We start from the raw sequence: 16,987 nt of genomic DNA, 5'->3' as shown, positions 1-16,987 counted from the left end.
TCACGCCTCCGCCGCGCGGCCCTTGAGGGCGATGATGCCCTTTGGCCGGAACTGGATGAACAGAATGATGAACAGGATCATGTAGGTCTGCGCCGCCAGGGTGTTGGACGGGTTGAACCACTCGATCCCCTTTTGCAGGAAACCGACCATGGTGGCGCCCAGCAGTGTGCCCCAGATGTTGCCCACTCCGCCGACCACCACGGTCATGAAGCTTTGCACGATGTAATCGCTCCCCATTTCCGAGGTCACCTTGGCATACAGCCCGATGGCAACCCCGGCGATGCCGGCGATGCCCGACCCGAAACCAAAGGTCAGCATGTTGATCTTGTCGGGGTTGATCCCCATCGACGCCGCCATGCGCGGGTTCTGCGTCACCGCGCGCACTTCGAGGCCAAGACGGGTGCGGTTCATCACGAAAAGGAACAGCGCGAGGAACAGAAGCGCCAGCACGAAGATCGCGATGCGAATATAGCTGATCGACACGATGTCGTTGATGACCAGAGACCCGTCCAGCCATCCGGGCGCGGTCAGCGGGCGGGCCTGCGTGCCGAAGATGTTCTTGGCCAGCTGTTGCAGCGCGATGGAAATGCCGAAGGTGGCAAGCAGCGTTTCCAGCGGGCGATGGTACAGCCAGCGGATCACCAGCCGCTCCATCGCGACACCTGCGCCGAAGGTCACGGCAAAGGCCAGCGGGATCGCGACAAGGATCGACAGGGTGTAATCGGGAATGAAGAGTTGCACGACATAGCCGGTATAGGCACCCATCATGATGAACTCGCCATGGGCCATGTTGATGACGCCCATTACACCAAAGGTGATGGCAAGGCCGATGGCAGCAAGGAAATAGATCGACGCAAGCGACAGCGCATCGAGGCCAAGATCGAACGCCTGGTTGAGCGCGACCTTGTTCTCGATCGCCTCAAGGGCAAGCAGCGCCGCGGCAACCACTTCGGGGGGCGCGCCGATATAGCGTTCGTAGAAAACATGGTCCGACAGCCGCTCATCGACCTCGGCTTCGGTCGCGACAGCGGTCACGGTGCCTTGGTCCGCCAGGGCGGCATAAGCCATGTCGCGCGCGGTCTGGCTGTCCAGCGTAGCGACCTGAATGCCGGCCACCTGCCCATCCGCAATATTGGCAATCAGCGCCTCGCGCTGGTCTTCGACACTGATGCGCGGTTTGGCAAGGTCAGCGTCGACCAGCAAGGCATAGGCATCGTTGCGGGGCAGGGCGTCCGATCCGGGGTCCAGAGACCGACCGATATCGGGATCGCTGGGCAGGGTTTCCGCCGCTTCGACACGCACTGCAACAAGAGGATTGAGTGCTGCGCGCACATCGACGCCCAGATCACCGTCAAAGCTCTGGATCGCCACGATCCGCTCTTCGTTCGTGGCGCCATACGCAATGGTCAGCAACCGCTCCAGCCGCTGCTTGCGGGCAAGGATCACCGCGTCCGGTTCCTTCGCAAGGCTGGCACGCAGCGCGGCAAGATGGCTTTCCTCGGCGCCGCGTTCGATTGCATCCAGCGCGCGGCGGCGCGTGTCCGGGTCAGTGTCGCTGAGTTGGAATTGCACCAGCGCCGTGCCGATCAACCCGCGAATACCCGAGTTCGGCTTGAGCTGTTCGAACCCGTCATCCGGGACGACGCCAATTTCGCTGCCATCGGCAAAATCGAAAATCCGCAAGGCGTCGCCGTCAACCTCCTCGGCATAGACGAACAGGCCGGTTTCGGCGTTCACCCACATCTCTCGGGTCTGCCACTTGTCCATGACAACCTGCGCCGCGGGCAAACCGCTATTGGCAAGCGCATCGATGGCCGGTCCGATCGTCACTCTGGAGCTTTCGACGATGAGTTCGCTTTGGGACTGAAGCAATTGCTGGATGGGGGCATCCGTTTGCTGGGCAGAGGTCGGAAAAGCCAGCGTCAGACATGCAGAGAAAATGGCGGCAAAGCGCAGCATTGAGATATCCGTCGTCCTTTGTCCGCGCGCGCAGACGCTACGGTAGGGGTAGGGTGCGTGGTTTCCCACGCACCGCTCATGGGCTTAGTAGTTCGACTTGATCTGAACGCAGGTCGATGTCGCGGTGTTGTACATACCGCAGCCAAGGTCTTTCCAATCCGACTTGAGAACTGCCGATTCCGGCAGGAAGTCGGTCCAGGCGTCACCCGGTACCGGATCGGTCTGGCTGACGATGTCAAACTGGCCGTCGGCCTGGATCTCGCCGATCAGAACCGGCTTTGTCAGGTGATGGTTCGGCAACATCACAGCCGTTCCACCGGTCAGGTTCGGGAATTCCTGCCCGTACATCGCGGTACGAACGGCATCCACATCGGTGGTGCCTGCAGCGGTGACCGCGTTCACCCACATGTTGAACCCGATGTAATGCGCTTCCATCGGGTCATTGGTCACACGCTCTTCACCCATGCGGGCTTTCCACGCGGTGACCCATTCTTCGTTGGCCGGTGTGTCTGCGGACTGGAAATAGTTCCAGGCGGCAAGGTGGCCAACGAGGTTGCTTGTGTCCAGGCCGGACAGTTCTTCCTCACCGACCGAGAACGCAACGACAGGGATGTCATCTGCCGAAATGCCAGCGGCCGCGAGTTCCTTGTAGAAACCGATATTGGCGTCGCCATTGATGGTCGAGATCACGCCGACCTTCTTGCCATCAGCACCCAGCGCCACGACGTCAGCGACGATCTTGGACCAGTCGGAATGACCGAAGGGGGTGTAGTTCACGAAGATGTCCTCTTCCGCGATGCCCTTGTCCTTCAGGTAGGCTTCAAGAATGTTGTTCGTTGTGCGCGGATAGACATAGTCGGTGCCCAGAAGCGCGAATTTCTCGACGCCCAGTTCCTCGAGGAAGTAATCCGTGGCCGGGATGGCCTGCTGGTTCGGCGCGGCGCCCGTGTAGAACACGTTCTTGGAGCTTTCTTCGCCTTCATACTGGACCGGGTAGAACATCAGGCCATTGAGTTCTTCCAGAACCGGCAACGCGGATTTGCGGCTGACCGAGGTCCAGGAGCCGAACATCACATCCACGTTCTGAACGGTCAGAAGCTCGCGGGCCTTTTCCGCGAAAAGCGGCCAGTCGGAGGCAGGGTCAACGACAACCGCCTCGAGCTCGCAGCCCAGAAGACCACCCTTGTCGTTCTGGATTTCGACAAGCATTTCCATCGTGTCTTTCAGGGTCGTCTCGGAAATCGCCATCGTGCCTGACAGGGAATGCAGGACACCCACCTTGATCGGGCAGGTGACATCCTGTGCGAGAGCAGGAAGCGTGGAAACCAGTAGTGCGGCAGCTGCTGTTGTGCTGAGAAATTTCATCGACATTATGCAAACGTCCTCTGTACGTTCTGCGCCGCGAAGGTTGCCAAGAGCAGAGCAAGGCCCCAGGTATCGCAAACGCAAGTCTATTGCGGAGTGCGGTGGAGCCTGGAGTTGAACGGCCGGCTTCATCGCACGTGATCAGCTGATGTCGCGCATCAGCCGCCGGTATCTAGGCCGCAGATGTTCAGGTCGGGAAATACGTCGTTGATCTTGTTAGCGATTGCCGACCCAGATGCACAAATTTTAGGCGGATTTTTTACCTTCGTCTGATATTTGTGCAAAAGCCATGAGCAAGGTCGCTATTGCGAGGCGTGCCATGCCTCCTGATTCACGCGGTTCAGGTCGGAATCATGGGCGTTGTCTGGCGTAGCAGCACCTTCCGGCGCGGGGTGCAGCAATATGGAGCGGCAATGGGCCAGTTCCTGTTCCGCCCGTTTTTCCGCCCATGAAGCCCGTCGCGGGTCTTGGGAAAACGCCGCTTGGGTCAAAAGAGAGGCATGCGCGACCTTGGCCTCGATGCGTTCGGCAAGGATGCGGGTCGCCTCTTCAGCAGAGGTCAGGGCGTCAAGAATGTCTTCAAGGTGGTCGCGCCGGGTTTCGACCTGTGCCGTGGGCTGGTCGGACATCAGCCAGTGATGTTCGATCTGCGCCGACATGCGGCCCACACAAGCGGTCACGCGGTGCAAAAGGTCTTGGTCAGGTATCGCAGCCGTGGCGGCGAGACAGGTGACCAAGGTGGCATATCCGAAAGTTTTCAAAACGCCCATAATTTGAGCGTGTAGCACAATTTTCTTTCTCGCAACTTAACGCGGGTTAGGCCCCCGCTTTTTCCAAAAGTGAGTCATTATTGCTTCAGGGGGCGGTTTCAGGGATCACTCCTCTGCCCGACGCCGCGCACGATCGCCCCGACCTCCATGAGGTGATCCGCCAATGGGTTCGATTTGCGCCAGACCATGCCAATAGTGCGATTGGGCTTCGGCCGATCAAAGGTCACCACCGACACGTTCGCATTGCGCGTCTCAAGCGCAACAGCCATTTCGGGGATCAGCGTGACCCCCATGCCTGCCCCGACCATCTGCACCAGCGTCGACAGGGAACTGCCCTCCATCAACTGGCGCGGCTGGGTCTTGGTGATTTCGCAGAACGACAGCGCCTGATCGCGAAAGCAATGCCCCTCTTCCAACAGCAGAAGTCGCATGGATTTGAGCATGTCCGGGCTTGGAACGGGTTTGCCATCGTCCTTGCGCGGGCGCACCAGAACGAAATCCTCCTGGAACAGCGCGAACTCCCGCAGCGCGGGTTCCGAAATCGGCAGCGCGACGATAGCCGCATCCAACCGTGAGTCCAACAAATCGGCCACCAGCGACTTCGTGACCGATTCCCTCAGCTCGAGGTCGATATCCGGAAAGCGGCCGGTCAGTGCAGTGATCGTATCGGGCAGCAGATACGGCGCCACGGTCGGAATCACCCCAAGCCGAAAGCGTCCGGCGAACGGGCCTTGGGACACGCGCATCAGGTCTTCCAGCTCGTCGATGGCCAGCAAGACCTGCCGCGCCTTGATGACAAAATCCTCGCCGATAGGGGTCAGACGCAAGGTCCGCGCACCGCGTTCGACCAACATGGCCCCGGCCATGTTTTCCAACTCCTTGATCTGCAACGACAGTGCCGGTTGCGAGATCGTACAGGCCTCGGCAGCACGCCCGAAATGCAGATGCCGCGCCAGCGCGTCGAAATATCTGAGCTGCTTGATGGTCAGTCCTATCATTTGGAAAACTTATCATTTCTTTTTGAATATCCAATTGGAAATTATTGATCCACGTGGTTAGAACCATTCTAGACCCGGCCTCTTGGCCAATCTGATTCACTGCGAGGGAAAAAGATCATGGACGGAAACAATCTCGACCCGAAAGGGGCCTGCCCCATCATGCACGGTGGCAACACCGGCACTGGCAACAGTGTCACCAAATGGTGGCCGAGCGCGCTCAACCTCGGGATTCTGCACCAGCACGGCGCACGCACCAACCCGATGGACCCCGACTACAACCACCGCGACGCGGTCAAGGCGCTCGACTTCAACGCGGTCAAGGCCGATGTCGAGGCGCTGCTGACCGAAAGCCAGGAATGGTGGCCGGCGGACTGGGGCCATTACGGCGGTCTCATGATCCGTCTGGCCTGGCACTCTGCCGGGTCCTACCGCATGGGTGACGGTCGCGGTGGCGCCGCAACGGGCAACATCCGTTTCGCTCCGCTGAACTCCTGGCCGGACAACGCCAGCCTCGACAAGGCCCGCCGCCTGCTGTGGCCGGTCAAGAAGAAATACGGCAACGCGCTCTCATGGGCTGACCTGATCATCCTGTCGGGCACCGCCGCGTACGAATCCATGGGGCTCAAGACCTTCGGCTTCGGCTTTGGCCGCGAAGATGTCTGGGCGCCCGAGGAAGACGTCAACTGGGGTGTTGAAGAAGAATGGCTCGCGCCGTCCGAGGAACGCTATGGCAACCTCGATGAGCCTGCGACCATGTACAACCCGCTCGCGGCTGTGCACATGGGCCTCATCTACGTGAATCCCGAAGGCGTGAACGGCCAACCCGATCCCGCCCGCACCGCTCTGCATGTTCGCGAAACCTTTGCGCGCATGGCGATGAACGACGAGGAAACCGCGGCTCTGACCTGTGGCGGTCATACTGTCGGCAAGGCGCATGGCGCGGGTGCCGGCGATACCATCGGTGACGCACCCGAAGGCTGCCCAGTGCACAGCCAGGGCTTTGGCTGGTCCAACCCCGGTCACGAAGGCAAGGCGGCCAACGCCTTTACCTCCGGCATCGAAGGCGCATGGACCCAGCACCCGACAAAGTGGGACATGGGCTATTTCGACTACCTCTTCGGCTATGAGTGGAAGCTGACCAAATCGCCTGCCGGTGCAAACCAGTGGGAACCGGTTGGCATGCCGGAAGACAAGAAGCCGGTTAACGCGTCTGACCCGTCCAAGCGCGATATGCCCATGATGACCGATGCCGACATGGCGATGAAGGTCGACCCGATCTACAACGACATCTGCCAGAAGTTCCGCGCTGATCCCGAGTATTTCGCCGATACCTTCGCCCGAGCATGGTTCAAGCTGACGCACCGCGACATGGGCCCGAAGACCAATTACTACGGTCCCTACGTCCCCGCGGAAGACCTGATCTGGCAGGATCCGATCCCGGCTGGCAACACCGGGTACGATGTTGAGGCCGTGAAGGCCAAGATCGCCGACAGCGGCCTGACCGCAGCCGAAATGATCGCAACCGCATGGGACAGCGCCCGCACTTATCGCGCCTCCGACAAGCGGGGCGGCGCCAATGGTGCCCGCATCCGTCTTGCTCCGCAGAAGGACTGGGTCGCCAACGAACCCGAGCGTCTGGCCAAGGTGCTGGGCATTCTGGAGCCGATTGCAGCCGAAACCGGCGCATCGGTTGCGGATGTGATCGTTCTCGCGGGCAATGTCGGGCTGGAACAGTCGCTCAAGGCGGCTGGCCACGACATCGCCGTGCCCTTCGCTCCGGGTCGTGGCGATGCGACGGACGACATGACCGATCACGCAAGCTTCGACGTGCTCGAGCCGCTGGTCGATGGGTTCCGCAACTTCCAGAAGGAACAGTACGCGGTTTCCATGGAAGAGCTGACGCTCGACAAGACCCAGTTGCTGGGACTGACGGCACGCGAGATGGCCATTCTCATCGGCGGGATGCGTGTTCTTGGCACCAACTTCGGCGGAACCAAACATGGCGTGTTCACGGATCGTGAAGGCCAGCTGACGAACGACTTCTTCGTCAACCTGACCGACATGACCTACAGCTGGCACCCGGTGGAAGACGGAACCTACGAGATCCGCAACCGCAAGACCGGTGAAGTCAAGTGGACCGCGACAAGCGTCGACCTGGTTCTGGGCTCGAACTCGATCCTGCGCGCCTATTCCGAGGTCTACGCCCAGGACGACAACGCCGACAAGTTCGCGCGCGATTTCGTCGATGCATGGACCAAGGTGATGGACGCCGACCGCTTCGATCTGGTCGCCTGAACCTGACATGACCTCCCGGGCGCCACGCGCGCCCGGGAGGTCCTTTTTACCCGTTCCGCTGTGTGGTTACTCCGGCAGTGACAGTGGCAGAATGAGCGAAACCTTCGCCCCGGACCGCAGGGTTTCATCTATTCTGATCCGGCCGCCCATCGCTTCGGCGAATTTCTGAGCCAGCGACAGCCCGACACCCACACCCGATTTTGTCCCGGTCTCGTGGCCCAGCCTTTCAAACGCGACAAAGGCCACGTCTGCGGTGCCTTCGGGAAAGCCCGGACCGTTATCCCTGAACACGATTTCGACCTGATCCTCTCCCATCGCCTGCGCCTGAATTCCGACAGTGCCGCCCGCAGGCGAGAACTTGATCGCGTGCAAGGATACCAGCCCGTGTCGAACGGATCATCCGCGTCCTATCTTTGGTGCCGCCAGCGGTCGCTTGGTTGGACGGCTCCGCGAAAGAGCCTACCCTTTGGTCATCTGTGCTTTCCCGGTGACATGCCGGGTTTGTCTTTGCCAAAGCTAAACTTCCGACCCGAACGGACGAAATCAGACACAGAGGTCGTGGTTCGTCCCAGGTCACCTGGCTGGCATGACATGTGCATCACGCTCCGGGGCTTTTACATCCTCTACTTTTAGAGATATGCCGCTTCGAGGCATTCAGGGTTGGATTAACTGTTGATATGAACACATCGGGCAACGTTCTCTTCCTCATCGCTCTGCTCCCCTTCGTTGGCGCCCTCGTGCCCGGTCTCATGATTCGTGCCGGGCGCAATGCATGTGCAAGTTTTACAGCGGCACCGACCGCGATTGCCCTGATCCTGCTGCTCACCTACGCCCCCGCCGTGCTGAACGGCGAGGTCATTCAGGCCGAGGTCATGTGGCTGCCTCAACTGGGCCTGTCCGTGTCGTTTTTCCTCGACGGGCTTGGGCTGCTCTTTGCCTGCATGATCCTTGGCGTCGGGCTTCTGATCACGCTCTATGCCCGGTTCTACCTGTCTGGCGACGACCCTGTGGGACAGTTCTACACCTACCTGCTGCTCTTCCAGGGCGCGATGCTCGGGATCGTGATTTCCGACAACATTTTGTTGCTGCTCGTGTTCTGGGAACTGACATCGCTGTCCTCGTTCCTGCTGATCGGCTATTGGAAACACCTGCCCGAAGGCCGTCAGGGCGCGCGCATGGCGTTGACCGTGACGGGTGCGGGTGGCCTCGCGATGATCGGCGGGATGCTGATCCTCGGAAACATTGCAGGCAGCTACAACCTGACCGACATCCTGCAAGCGGGTGACGCGATCCGCGCGTCCGAATGGTACCTGCCCGCACTTATTCTGATCCTGCTCGGCGCGTTCACCAAATCGGCGCAATTCCCGTTCCATTTCTGGTTGCCCCACGCCATGGCCGCACCGACGCCGGTGTCGGCCTACCTGCACTCCGCCACAATGGTCAAAGCGGGTGTGTTCCTGATGGCCCGCATGTGGCCGGTGCTGTCGGGCACCGATGCGTGGTTCTACATCGTGGCGACCACTGGGTTGATCACGATGGTGCTGGGTGCGCTGATCGCGCTCTTCAAGGATGACCTGAAGGCGCTTCTGGCCTTTTCGACCGTCAGCCATCTGGGCCTGCTGACCATGCTTCTGGGCTTCGGCACCGAAGCGGCGGCGGTTGCGGCGGTGTTCCACATCATCAACCACCTGACCTTCAAGGCGGCGCTCTTCATGACCGCCGGGATCATCGACCACGAAACCCACACCCGAGACATCAAGCGGCTGGGCGGGTTGCGCCATCTGATGCCGATCACCTTTGTGATCGGGACGGTTGCGGCTCTGTCGATGGCGGGGATTCCGCTGTTCAACGGGTTCCTGTCGAAAGAAATGATGCTTGAGGAAGCGTCCCACACCTCCTGGGCGGCCAGCCACTATGCGGTTCCGGTGATGGCCACCATCGGCGCGCTGCTCTCGGTTGCCTATTCCCTGCGCTTCATCAAACACGTTTTCCTCGGCCCGGTGCGCGACGATTATCCCGCCAAGCCGCATGATCCCCCCTTTGGTCTTTGGGCCGCGCCTGCGCTGCTCGTGATTCTGGTTGTGCTGATCGGTGTCATGCCATTCCTCGCCGATGGCATCGTCGCCGCCGCGGCGAGCGCCGTGACCGGGGCCGACCTCGATCCGCACCTGAAAATCTGGCACGGCGTCACGCCTGCGCTTTACATGTCGGTGATCGCGGTCGTCGGCGGTGCGGTCCTGCTGATGCTGCACGCGCCGTTGGACAAGGCCTGGATCAAGGCACCGCGTCCCGAGGCCAAGGCGATCTTCGACCGCCTGATCGCGGCGTGCGTCGCCATGACCCGGAGCGTGACCGAAGTCACGCATAACGGCGCGATCAGCCGCTACCTTGCCATCTTCACCGTCAGTTCCGTTGCCCTTGGTGCCATCGCCTTTGCAGGTGGCGGTCTGTCGGAACCCACGCGCGACATGCTGCCTGTGCCCGCGATCATCGCCGTGGGCTGGGTGATGCTGGTCGTCGCCACGATATCCGTCGTGACCATGCACCATCACCGCTTCCGGGCGCTTGTCCTGATCGGGATCATCGGCCTGTCGATTTCAGCGGGCTTTGTGTACATGTCCGCGCCCGACCTTGCCCTGACGCAGATCTCGGTGGAAACCGTCACGATCATGCTGCTGTTGCTGGCCCTGCATTTCCTGCCCAAGGAAACACCGAAGGAAAGCCCCTTGTCGCTCAAGATCCGCGACGGGATCATCGCGGTCACGGCAGGGGCGGGCGTCGGTGGTCTGGCCTTCGCCTTCATGCAACGCGATGTCTCGACGATCTCGTCCTACCACATCGCCAACAGCTACGAAGGCGGCGGCGGCACCAACGTGGTGAACGTGATCCTTGTGGATTTCCGGGGTTACGACACCTACGGCGAAATCATCGTTCTCGGGATCGCGGGCATGCTGATCTACGCGCTGATGCAGTCCCTTCTCGAAGGACCGGCGGCGCGTCGCCTGCGCAATGCCAATTATGCAAATGATCGCTCCAAGGACCGTCACCCGCTCATGATGGTCGTTGTCACCCGCGTGCTGATGCCGATTGCGCTCATGGTCGGCATCTACATCTTTCTGCGGGGCCACAACCAGCCGGGCGGCGGTTTCGTGGCGGGACTGGTCGTCGCGATTGCCCTTTTGATGCAATACATGGCTTCGGGTTTTGCCTGGACGCAGGATCGTCAACGCATCGAATATCACACGCTGATCGGCTTTGGCGTCATCATCGCCGGTGTCACCGGCGCAGGGGCCTGGGTGTTCGACGCGCCCTTCCTCACCAGTTCCTACACCTATGTCCATCTGCCCCCGATCGAGGAATTCGAGCTGGCCACCGCCATGCTCTTTGATCTCGGGGTCTTTCTGACCGTCCTGGGTGCCGTCATGCTCATGCTCTACAGCCTGTCGCGCATCGCGCGCTATGCGGGCACCACAGTGAACGTGGACCCGATGGATTTCGATCCCTCCAGTCGGGCCGAAGACAACTCGGAGGCGCGCTGACATGGAGTTTCTGGTTGCAAGCGCCATCGGGACAATGACTGCAGGCGGCGTCTACCTGCTGCTGCGGTTGCGGACATTCCCCGTGATCCTCGGTCTGGCGCTCCTGTCCTACGCGGTGAACGTGTTCCTGTTCTCCAGCGGTCGTCTGGCGATCGACATGTCGCCGATCCTGTCGAAATATGGCGAGGCCACCTATACCGACCCGTTGCCACAGGCGCTGGTGCTCACCGCAATCGTGATCTCCTTCGGCATGACGGCGGTTCTGGTGATGATCTCGCTTGGCGCATTTCTCGAATCCGACACCGACCGTATCGACATTGACCCGACCGACACCGACGAGGATGCCGCGAAATGAGCCACTGGATCATTCTTCCCGTTGTCCTCCCGGCACTGCTCGCACCGATCATCGGTTTCATGATGCGCCACGATATCGTTCTGGCGCGCGTCACGTCGATGGTCGGCTCGGTGCTGCTTCTGGCCATCTCGATGGTGCTGATCGCGATGGCGATGGACGGCACCACGCATATCTACCGCTTGGGCGACTGGCCTGCGCCGTTCGGCATTGTCCTTGTGCTGGACCGGCTGTCGGCGCTCATGATCCTGTTGACGGCGGTGCTGGCGCTGATGGTCCTTCTGCACGCGATGGCAACCGGGTGGGACAATCGCGGGCGTCATTTCCACGCGCTGTTCCAGTTTCAGCTCATGGGCATCTGCGGCGCGTTCCTGACCGGAGACATCTTCAACCTGTTCGTGTTCTTCGAAATCCTGCTGATCGCATCCTACGGCCTGATGATCCATTCGGGGGGCCGTGAACGGATGCGCGCAGGCTTGCAATACGTGGTCATGAACCTCGCTGGCTCCACGCTGTTCCTGTTTGCGCTGGGCACGCTCTATGCCAGCACCGGCACCCTGAACATCGCCGACCTTGCCGCCAAGATCTCCGACATCCCGGCGGATGAGGCAGGGCTGGTGCGCGTCGCGGCGATGCTTTTGATGATCGTCTTTGCCGTCAAGGCGGCGCTCTTCCCGGTGCAGTTCTGGCTGCCCGCCACCTATTCCAACGCGCCTGCTCCGGTCGCGGCGCTGTTCGCGATCATGACCAAGGTCGGCGCCTATGCCATCCTGCGGGTTCATACCGTCGTGTTCGGCCCCGGTGTTGCTGGCACCGAGGGCATGATCGACGCGTGGCTGTTCCCCGCCGCCATCGTCACCATCGCGCTGGGTGCGTTCGGTGTGCTGGGCGCACGCCGCCTTATGCCGTTGATCAGCTTTTCGGTCATCGGTTCCATGGGCACCCTGCTGGTCGCGGTTGCCGTCTTTTCGCCCGTCGCCACGACAGCGGCGTTGTACTACATGATCCACTCGACCTTCGCGGCGGCCTGCCTGTTCCTGATCGCCGATCTGGTGGTCAGCCGCCGGAACAGCGACTCGCTCACGCCCTCTGCCGCCACCGTTCAGAACGGGCTTTTCGCCGCGATCTTCTTCGCATCAGTGATCGCCATGGCCGGGATGCCGCCGCTCAGCGGGTTCCTTGGCAAGCTGCTCGTCCTTGATGCATTGCGTGGGCCGGATGTGATCGTCTGGGCGTGGACAGCCATCCTTGCAGGGTCTCTCCTGACAATTGTCGGCTTTGCCCGCGCGGGCAGCGCGCTCTTCTGGAAATCCACCGCCATCGACGCGCCAGCGTCTGAGGCCGGCCACACGACCGCTCCTGCTCACGCCACTCCGGCGGAAGTCACTCCGGTGATGCTGGCACTGGCCGCGCTGGTCGGGTTGTCGATCTTTGCGGGTCCGGTTGCCTCCTATCTTGAACAGACCTCCGCGCAATTGTTCGACCGGTCCGGGTATATCTCGGCGGTCCTTGCCCCGGTCGAGGAGCGTTGAGAGCATGTTGAAACGCCTGATCCCCCACCCGTTGCTCAGCCTGACCCTTGTTTTTGTCTGGCTGGCCCTGGTCAACAAATTCACTGTCGGCAACGCGCTGCTAGGCGTTCTGTTCGGTGTGGTCATTCCGATGCTCACCGCCCCCTATTGGCCGGACCGTCCCAAGATCAGCCGACCGCTCAAGGGCTTTGCCTATGTCGCGATCGTTCTGTGGGACATCGTTGTCGCCAACGTGCAGGTGGCCGCGATCATCCTGTTCAAACGTGAAAAGAACATCCGCTCCCGATGGATCGTCATTCCCCTCGAGGTCACCTCTGCCGAGGCGATCACGGTGCTTGCCGGAACAATCACGATGACGCCCGGAACGGTCTCGGCCACGCTGTCAGCGGATGCGCGCAGCATCCTTGTCCATTGTCTGGACACCGACGATGTCGATGCGGTGCGGGACGAGATCAAGAACCGGTACGAACGACGGCTGAAGGAGATTTTTGAATGATCGAAGCAGCAATCATCTTTGCAGCAGCCTGCTACGGCATCGCCCTGCTGCTGGACCTCTGGCGCATCGCGCTGGGTCCGAACGCCGCCGATCGCATTCTCGCGCTGGACACCATGGTCATCAACGTGATCGCGCTTCTGGTGCTCTACGGTGTGTGGCGCGGCTCGGCCATCTACTTCGAGGCTGCCATGCTGGTCGCCATGGTCGGTTTTGTTTCAACCGTCGCCTATTGCCGCTTCCTGTTGCGCGGCGACATCATCGAGTGAGGGCAGGTCATGAATTTCGTGGTTGAACTTCTTATCGCCTGCGCCCTCGTCGTCAGCGGGGTGTTCGGGCTGGTTGGGTCTTATGGCTTGGTCAAGCTGACCGACACGCTGCAACGGCTTCATGCCCCGACCAAGGCGACCACGCTCGGGGTTGGTGGCGTTCTGGTGGCGTCGATGATCTTTTTCTATGCCAAGACGGGATCGCTTTCGATCCATGAATTGCTGATCTCGGTCTTCCTGCTGCTGACAGCGCCGATCACCGCGAATTTCATCTCCAAGACCTACATGGCGCGGCACCTCAAGGAATCCGATCTGCCGGACAGCCAAACCGCCTGTGGCTGGTCGATCTACGACGAACCACCCGAGTCGCGCACCGGTTCCTGAGCCAACGGCTCGGGCCAGTCGGCTTTCCGGCTCGCCCTGATTTCGCCCGTCGTCAGGACAGGCGAGGCGTCCAGCCCCCGTGCATCCAGCATGTCCGCCACCCGTTCCAGTGTCGCGACAAGCTGCGCCTGCTCCCAGTCGGCCATGGCCAGGAAGGCACGCACATAGCGCTGCTGCAAGGCATCGGGCGCACGTTCCAGCCGGACATGCCCGTCCTTTGTCACGGTCACATTGGTCTGACGGCGATCCTGCAGAGACGGCACACGTTCCACCAGCCCTTGCGCCACGAGCTTGTCCACCAGCGCCGAAACGGTCGCCTGGCTGACACCCATCTGGGTCGCCAGCGATTTGGGCGTCACGCTGTCATTCCCACCGACGATCTGAAGCACCCGCAACTGCGCCGGGGTCAACCCCACGGCATGGGCAAGGTCACGGGCATAAAGTTCTGTCGCGCGCAGAATTCTGCGCAACGCGATCAGGCTGTCATCCATGCGGGCATTGGAGTCCGTGGTCATGGCGCGAAACATCGCATGAAAAAGCCAGCCTCTTCAATGAGCTTGGTGCAGACAAGCACTTTGCAACACTAATTAATTTTGGAACCAAATCCAGTCTCGGGACATAAATGTATGAACGTGAAGTGTGCTATAAGCGCATTAGACGTATAAAATATGACATATGCCTTTGTTGTTGAAATGACGAACCACTTATACTACTTAGTTAGGCGAACTAAAAAAGGGTCAGAAAAGATGCCAACACACAGTGACATTCCCCGAACGGGTGCGCCTCGTCTTCGCAAGCCGAATGCGACGGACGGGGCCGCAATCTGGGAGCTTGTAAAAGACTGCAAGCCTCTCGACGAGAATTCGATGTACTGTAATCTCGTTCAGGCCGACCATTTTCGCGACACCTGCATCGTCGCCCAGCTTGATGGCGACATCATTGGCTGGATTTCCGGTCACATGATCCCCGACCAGAATGCCCTGTTTGTCTGGCAGGTTGCCGTCAGCGCCAAGGCGCGTGGCATGGGTTTGGGCAAGAAGATGTTGCTCGACCTCATCGAACGCGACGTCTGTGACGGTGCCACGCATCTCAAGACCACGATCACACGCGACAACGCAGCCTCATGGGCGCTGTTCCGCGGGTTTGCCCGCCACATCGGCGGCGAACTGACCGACGAACCCCACTTTACGCGGGATGTTCACTTTGAAGGGCGTCACGACACCGAACACATGGTGTCGATCACGATTCCTTCGGCACGCGATCTCAAGCGCGCTGCCTGAACCACGCGTTCTATTCCCAAAATTCAATTCAAATGCCTTGAAAGGACACATGATGCCCAAGGACATGAACACGACCGATTCGATTTACGAACGCCGCGAAAGCCAGGCGCGCTCCTATTGCCGCGGGATGCCCGCAACCTTCACGATGGCGCGCGGGTCCGAGATCACCGACGACACCGGCAAGACCTATATCGACTTCCTCGCCGGATGTTCTTCGCTGAACTACGGCCACAACGACCCCGACATGAAGGCTGCGCTGATCGAGCATATCTCGAACGACGGAATCGCGCATGGTCTCGACCTGCACACCAACACCAAGGCGGCGTTCCTGGAAAGCTTTGAACAGCACATCCTTGAACCGCGCGGCATGGATCACCGGGTGATGTTCACCGGTCCGACCGGTGCCAATGCCGTCGAAGCAGCGATGAAGATCGCGCGCAAGGTCACGGGACGCACCAACGTGATTGCCTTCACCAATGGGTTTCACGGTGTGACATCCGGCGCTCTTGCGGCCACCGGCAACGGCTATCACCGCGGCGGTGCGGGCATGTCGCTGAACGGCGTCACGCGCATGCCGTTCGACAATTACTTCCCCGGCCAAACCGATACGGCGGAATTCCTTGACGCGATGCTGTCCGACAAATCCGGCGGCATCGATGCGCCTGCCGCGATCCTGCTGGAAACCGTCCAGGGTGAAGGTGGCCTGAACGCGGCCAGCCCAGAATGGGTCAAGCGGATTGCAAAGCTTGCCAAGGACCACGGCGCGCTTCTGATCGTCGACGACGTTCAGGCCGGTTGTGGCCGCTGCGGCACGTTCTTCTCGTTCGAAGAGATGGACGTGATGCCCGATATCGTCACGATGGCCAAATCCATCTCCGGTTTCGGTCTGCCCATGGCGATGCTGCTGGTGCGCCCGGAATACGACATTTTCGGTCCGGCCGAGCACAACGGCACCTTCCGGGGCAACACCCATGCCTTTGTCACCGCAAGGGTCGCGGTCGAGAAATTCTGGGCCGATGACAGCTTCCAGAAGGAACTGTCCGAGAAATCGCAGATGGTGCACGATGCGCTGTCCGATCTGGCCGCGATGGTGCCCGGAGCGTTCCTCAAGGGGCGTGGCCTGATGCAGGGCGTCGATGTCGGATCAGGTGATCTGGCGGGCGCGATCTGCGCGCGGGCCTATGAAAACGGTCTGATCATCGAAACTTCGGGCAGCGAAGATCAGGTGATCAAGGTGCTCGCACCTCTGACAACGCCCAAGGATACCCTGCGCAAGGGCTTCGAGATCCTGCTCGCAGCAGCGACCGATATCCTGTCCAGTCACAAGACACTCGCAGCGGAGTAACACAATGATCGTCAGAGACTTCAACAAGCTCGTTGCGGAAGAAAAGCACCGCGTTGTCGCGAATGCCAACTGGACAAGCGTCCGGATGCTGCTGGCCGAAGACAAGATGGGCTTTTCGTTCCACATCACCTTTCTGGAAGAAGGGTCCGAACACACGTTCGAATACAAGAACCACTTCGAAAGCGTGTATTGCATGAAGGGCAAGGGCTCGATCACCGACCTTGCCACGGACGAGACCCACGAGATCACGCCCGGCGTAATGTATGCGCTCGACAAGCATGACCGCCATGTGCTGCGCGCCGAAGAAGAACTGGTCATGGCATGCTGCTTCAATCCGCCGGTGACCGGCACCGAAGTCCACCGCGAAGACGGGTCCTATGCCGCGCCGGAAACCGAGGACGCCTGA

Annotated in this window: 16 protein-coding genes; 10 read left to right on the top strand and 6 right to left on the bottom strand. The window is 60.5% G+C overall.

Annotated elements, in window-relative coordinates; translation table 11 throughout:
- From urtB to IEV82_RS02875, 4 genes are all read right to left on the bottom strand, one after another.
- Positions 1-1,959: an urea ABC transporter permease subunit UrtB gene (gene urtB / locus IEV82_RS02890; RefSeq protein WP_188480440.1), complete on the bottom strand. Its 1,959-nt coding sequence runs from the start codon at positions 1,957-1,959 to the stop codon at positions 1-3.
- An 84-nt stretch (positions 1,960-2,043) separates the two neighbouring features.
- A complete protein-coding gene (gene urtA, locus IEV82_RS02885) occupies positions 2,044-3,330 on the bottom strand; it encodes an urea ABC transporter substrate-binding protein (RefSeq protein ID WP_188480439.1) in 1,287 nt (428 codons plus the stop codon).
- 296 nt (positions 3,331-3,626) lie between these two features.
- The gene (locus tag IEV82_RS02880; RefSeq protein WP_188480438.1) at positions 3,627-3,983 is read right to left on the bottom strand and encodes a hypothetical protein; all 357 of its coding nucleotides are present in this window, start codon (positions 3,981-3,983) and stop codon (positions 3,627-3,629) included.
- Positions 3,984-4,192: 209 nt separating this feature from the next.
- Complete coding sequence (locus tag IEV82_RS02875; RefSeq protein WP_188480437.1) at positions 4,193-5,092, bottom strand: hydrogen peroxide-inducible genes activator; 900 nt, start codon at positions 5,090-5,092, stop codon at positions 4,193-4,195.
- 117 nt (positions 5,093-5,209) lie between these two features.
- Here IEV82_RS02875 and katG point away from each other — a divergent pair, with 117 nt between their 5' ends.
- Complete coding sequence (katG, locus tag IEV82_RS02870) at positions 5,210-7,387, top strand: catalase/peroxidase HPI (protein ID WP_188480436.1); 2,178 nt, start codon at positions 5,210-5,212, stop codon at positions 7,385-7,387.
- A 66-nt stretch (positions 7,388-7,453) separates the two neighbouring features.
- On the opposite strand, the gene IEV82_RS02865 is transcribed toward katG, so the two are convergent.
- Entirely contained in the window at positions 7,454-7,759 is a 306-nt protein-coding gene (locus IEV82_RS02865) for a sensor histidine kinase (RefSeq protein WP_188480435.1), read from the bottom strand.
- Positions 7,760-8,064: 305 nt separating this feature from the next.
- Between IEV82_RS02865 and IEV82_RS02860 the strand changes: the two genes are divergently transcribed.
- From IEV82_RS02860 to IEV82_RS02835, 6 genes are read left to right on the top strand one after another with little or no spacing between them, the layout of a single operon-like run.
- On the top strand, positions 8,065-10,926 hold the full coding sequence (locus IEV82_RS02860) for a monovalent cation/H+ antiporter subunit A (RefSeq protein ID WP_188480434.1): 2,862 nt from the start codon (positions 8,065-8,067) through the stop codon (positions 10,924-10,926).
- Position 10,927: 1 nt separating this feature from the next.
- Positions 10,928-11,281 (top strand): Na+/H+ antiporter subunit C, encoded by a 354-nt coding sequence (locus tag IEV82_RS02855; RefSeq protein WP_188480433.1) that lies wholly within the window; start codon positions 10,928-10,930, stop codon positions 11,279-11,281.
- On the top strand, positions 11,278-12,810 hold the full coding sequence (locus tag IEV82_RS02850) for a monovalent cation/H+ antiporter subunit D (RefSeq protein WP_188480432.1): 1,533 nt from the start codon (positions 11,278-11,280) through the stop codon (positions 12,808-12,810). Before IEV82_RS02855 ends, IEV82_RS02850 begins: the two co-directional genes overlap by 4 nt.
- Before the next feature lie 4 nt (positions 12,811-12,814).
- A complete protein-coding gene (locus IEV82_RS02845) occupies positions 12,815-13,306 on the top strand; it encodes a Na+/H+ antiporter subunit E (RefSeq protein ID WP_188480431.1) in 492 nt (163 codons plus the stop codon).
- On the top strand, positions 13,303-13,572 hold the full coding sequence (locus IEV82_RS02840; protein WP_188480430.1) for a K+/H+ antiporter subunit F: 270 nt from the start codon (positions 13,303-13,305) through the stop codon (positions 13,570-13,572). The genes IEV82_RS02845 and IEV82_RS02840 overlap by 4 nt, the downstream gene beginning before the upstream one ends.
- Positions 13,573-13,581: 9 nt before the next feature.
- Positions 13,582-13,956 (top strand): Na+/H+ antiporter subunit G, encoded by a 375-nt coding sequence (locus tag IEV82_RS02835; protein WP_188480429.1) that lies wholly within the window; start codon positions 13,582-13,584, stop codon positions 13,954-13,956.
- Here IEV82_RS02835 and IEV82_RS02830 read toward each other — a convergent pair.
- Entirely contained in the window at positions 13,920-14,471 is a 552-nt protein-coding gene (locus tag IEV82_RS02830; protein ID WP_229747636.1) for a MarR family winged helix-turn-helix transcriptional regulator, read from the bottom strand. The genes IEV82_RS02835 and IEV82_RS02830 overlap by 37 nt on opposite strands.
- Positions 14,472-14,702: 231 nt before the next feature.
- On the opposite strand from IEV82_RS02830, the gene ectA reads away from it, so the two are divergent.
- Genes ectA through IEV82_RS02815 form a run of 3 tightly spaced genes read left to right on the top strand, consistent with a single transcriptional unit; the run spans position 14,703 to position 16,987 of the window.
- Positions 14,703-15,236: a diaminobutyrate acetyltransferase gene (gene ectA / locus IEV82_RS02825; RefSeq protein WP_188480794.1), complete on the top strand. Its 534-nt coding sequence runs from the start codon at positions 14,703-14,705 to the stop codon at positions 15,234-15,236.
- Between the two features lie 52 nt (positions 15,237-15,288).
- Entirely contained in the window at positions 15,289-16,581 is a 1,293-nt protein-coding gene (gene ectB / locus IEV82_RS02820; protein WP_188480793.1) for a diaminobutyrate--2-oxoglutarate transaminase, read from the top strand.
- A 4-nt stretch (positions 16,582-16,585) separates the two neighbouring features.
- Entirely contained in the window at positions 16,586-16,987 is a 402-nt protein-coding gene (locus IEV82_RS02815; RefSeq protein WP_188480427.1) for an ectoine synthase, read from the top strand.

The sequence above is a fragment of the Marivita lacus genome (assembly GCF_014637725.1).
Lineage (GTDB): Bacteria > Pseudomonadota > Alphaproteobacteria > Rhodobacterales > Rhodobacteraceae > Marivita > Marivita lacus.
Note: the sequence above shows the minus strand (reverse complement) of the source record. Positions and strands in the feature narration are given on the sequence as shown.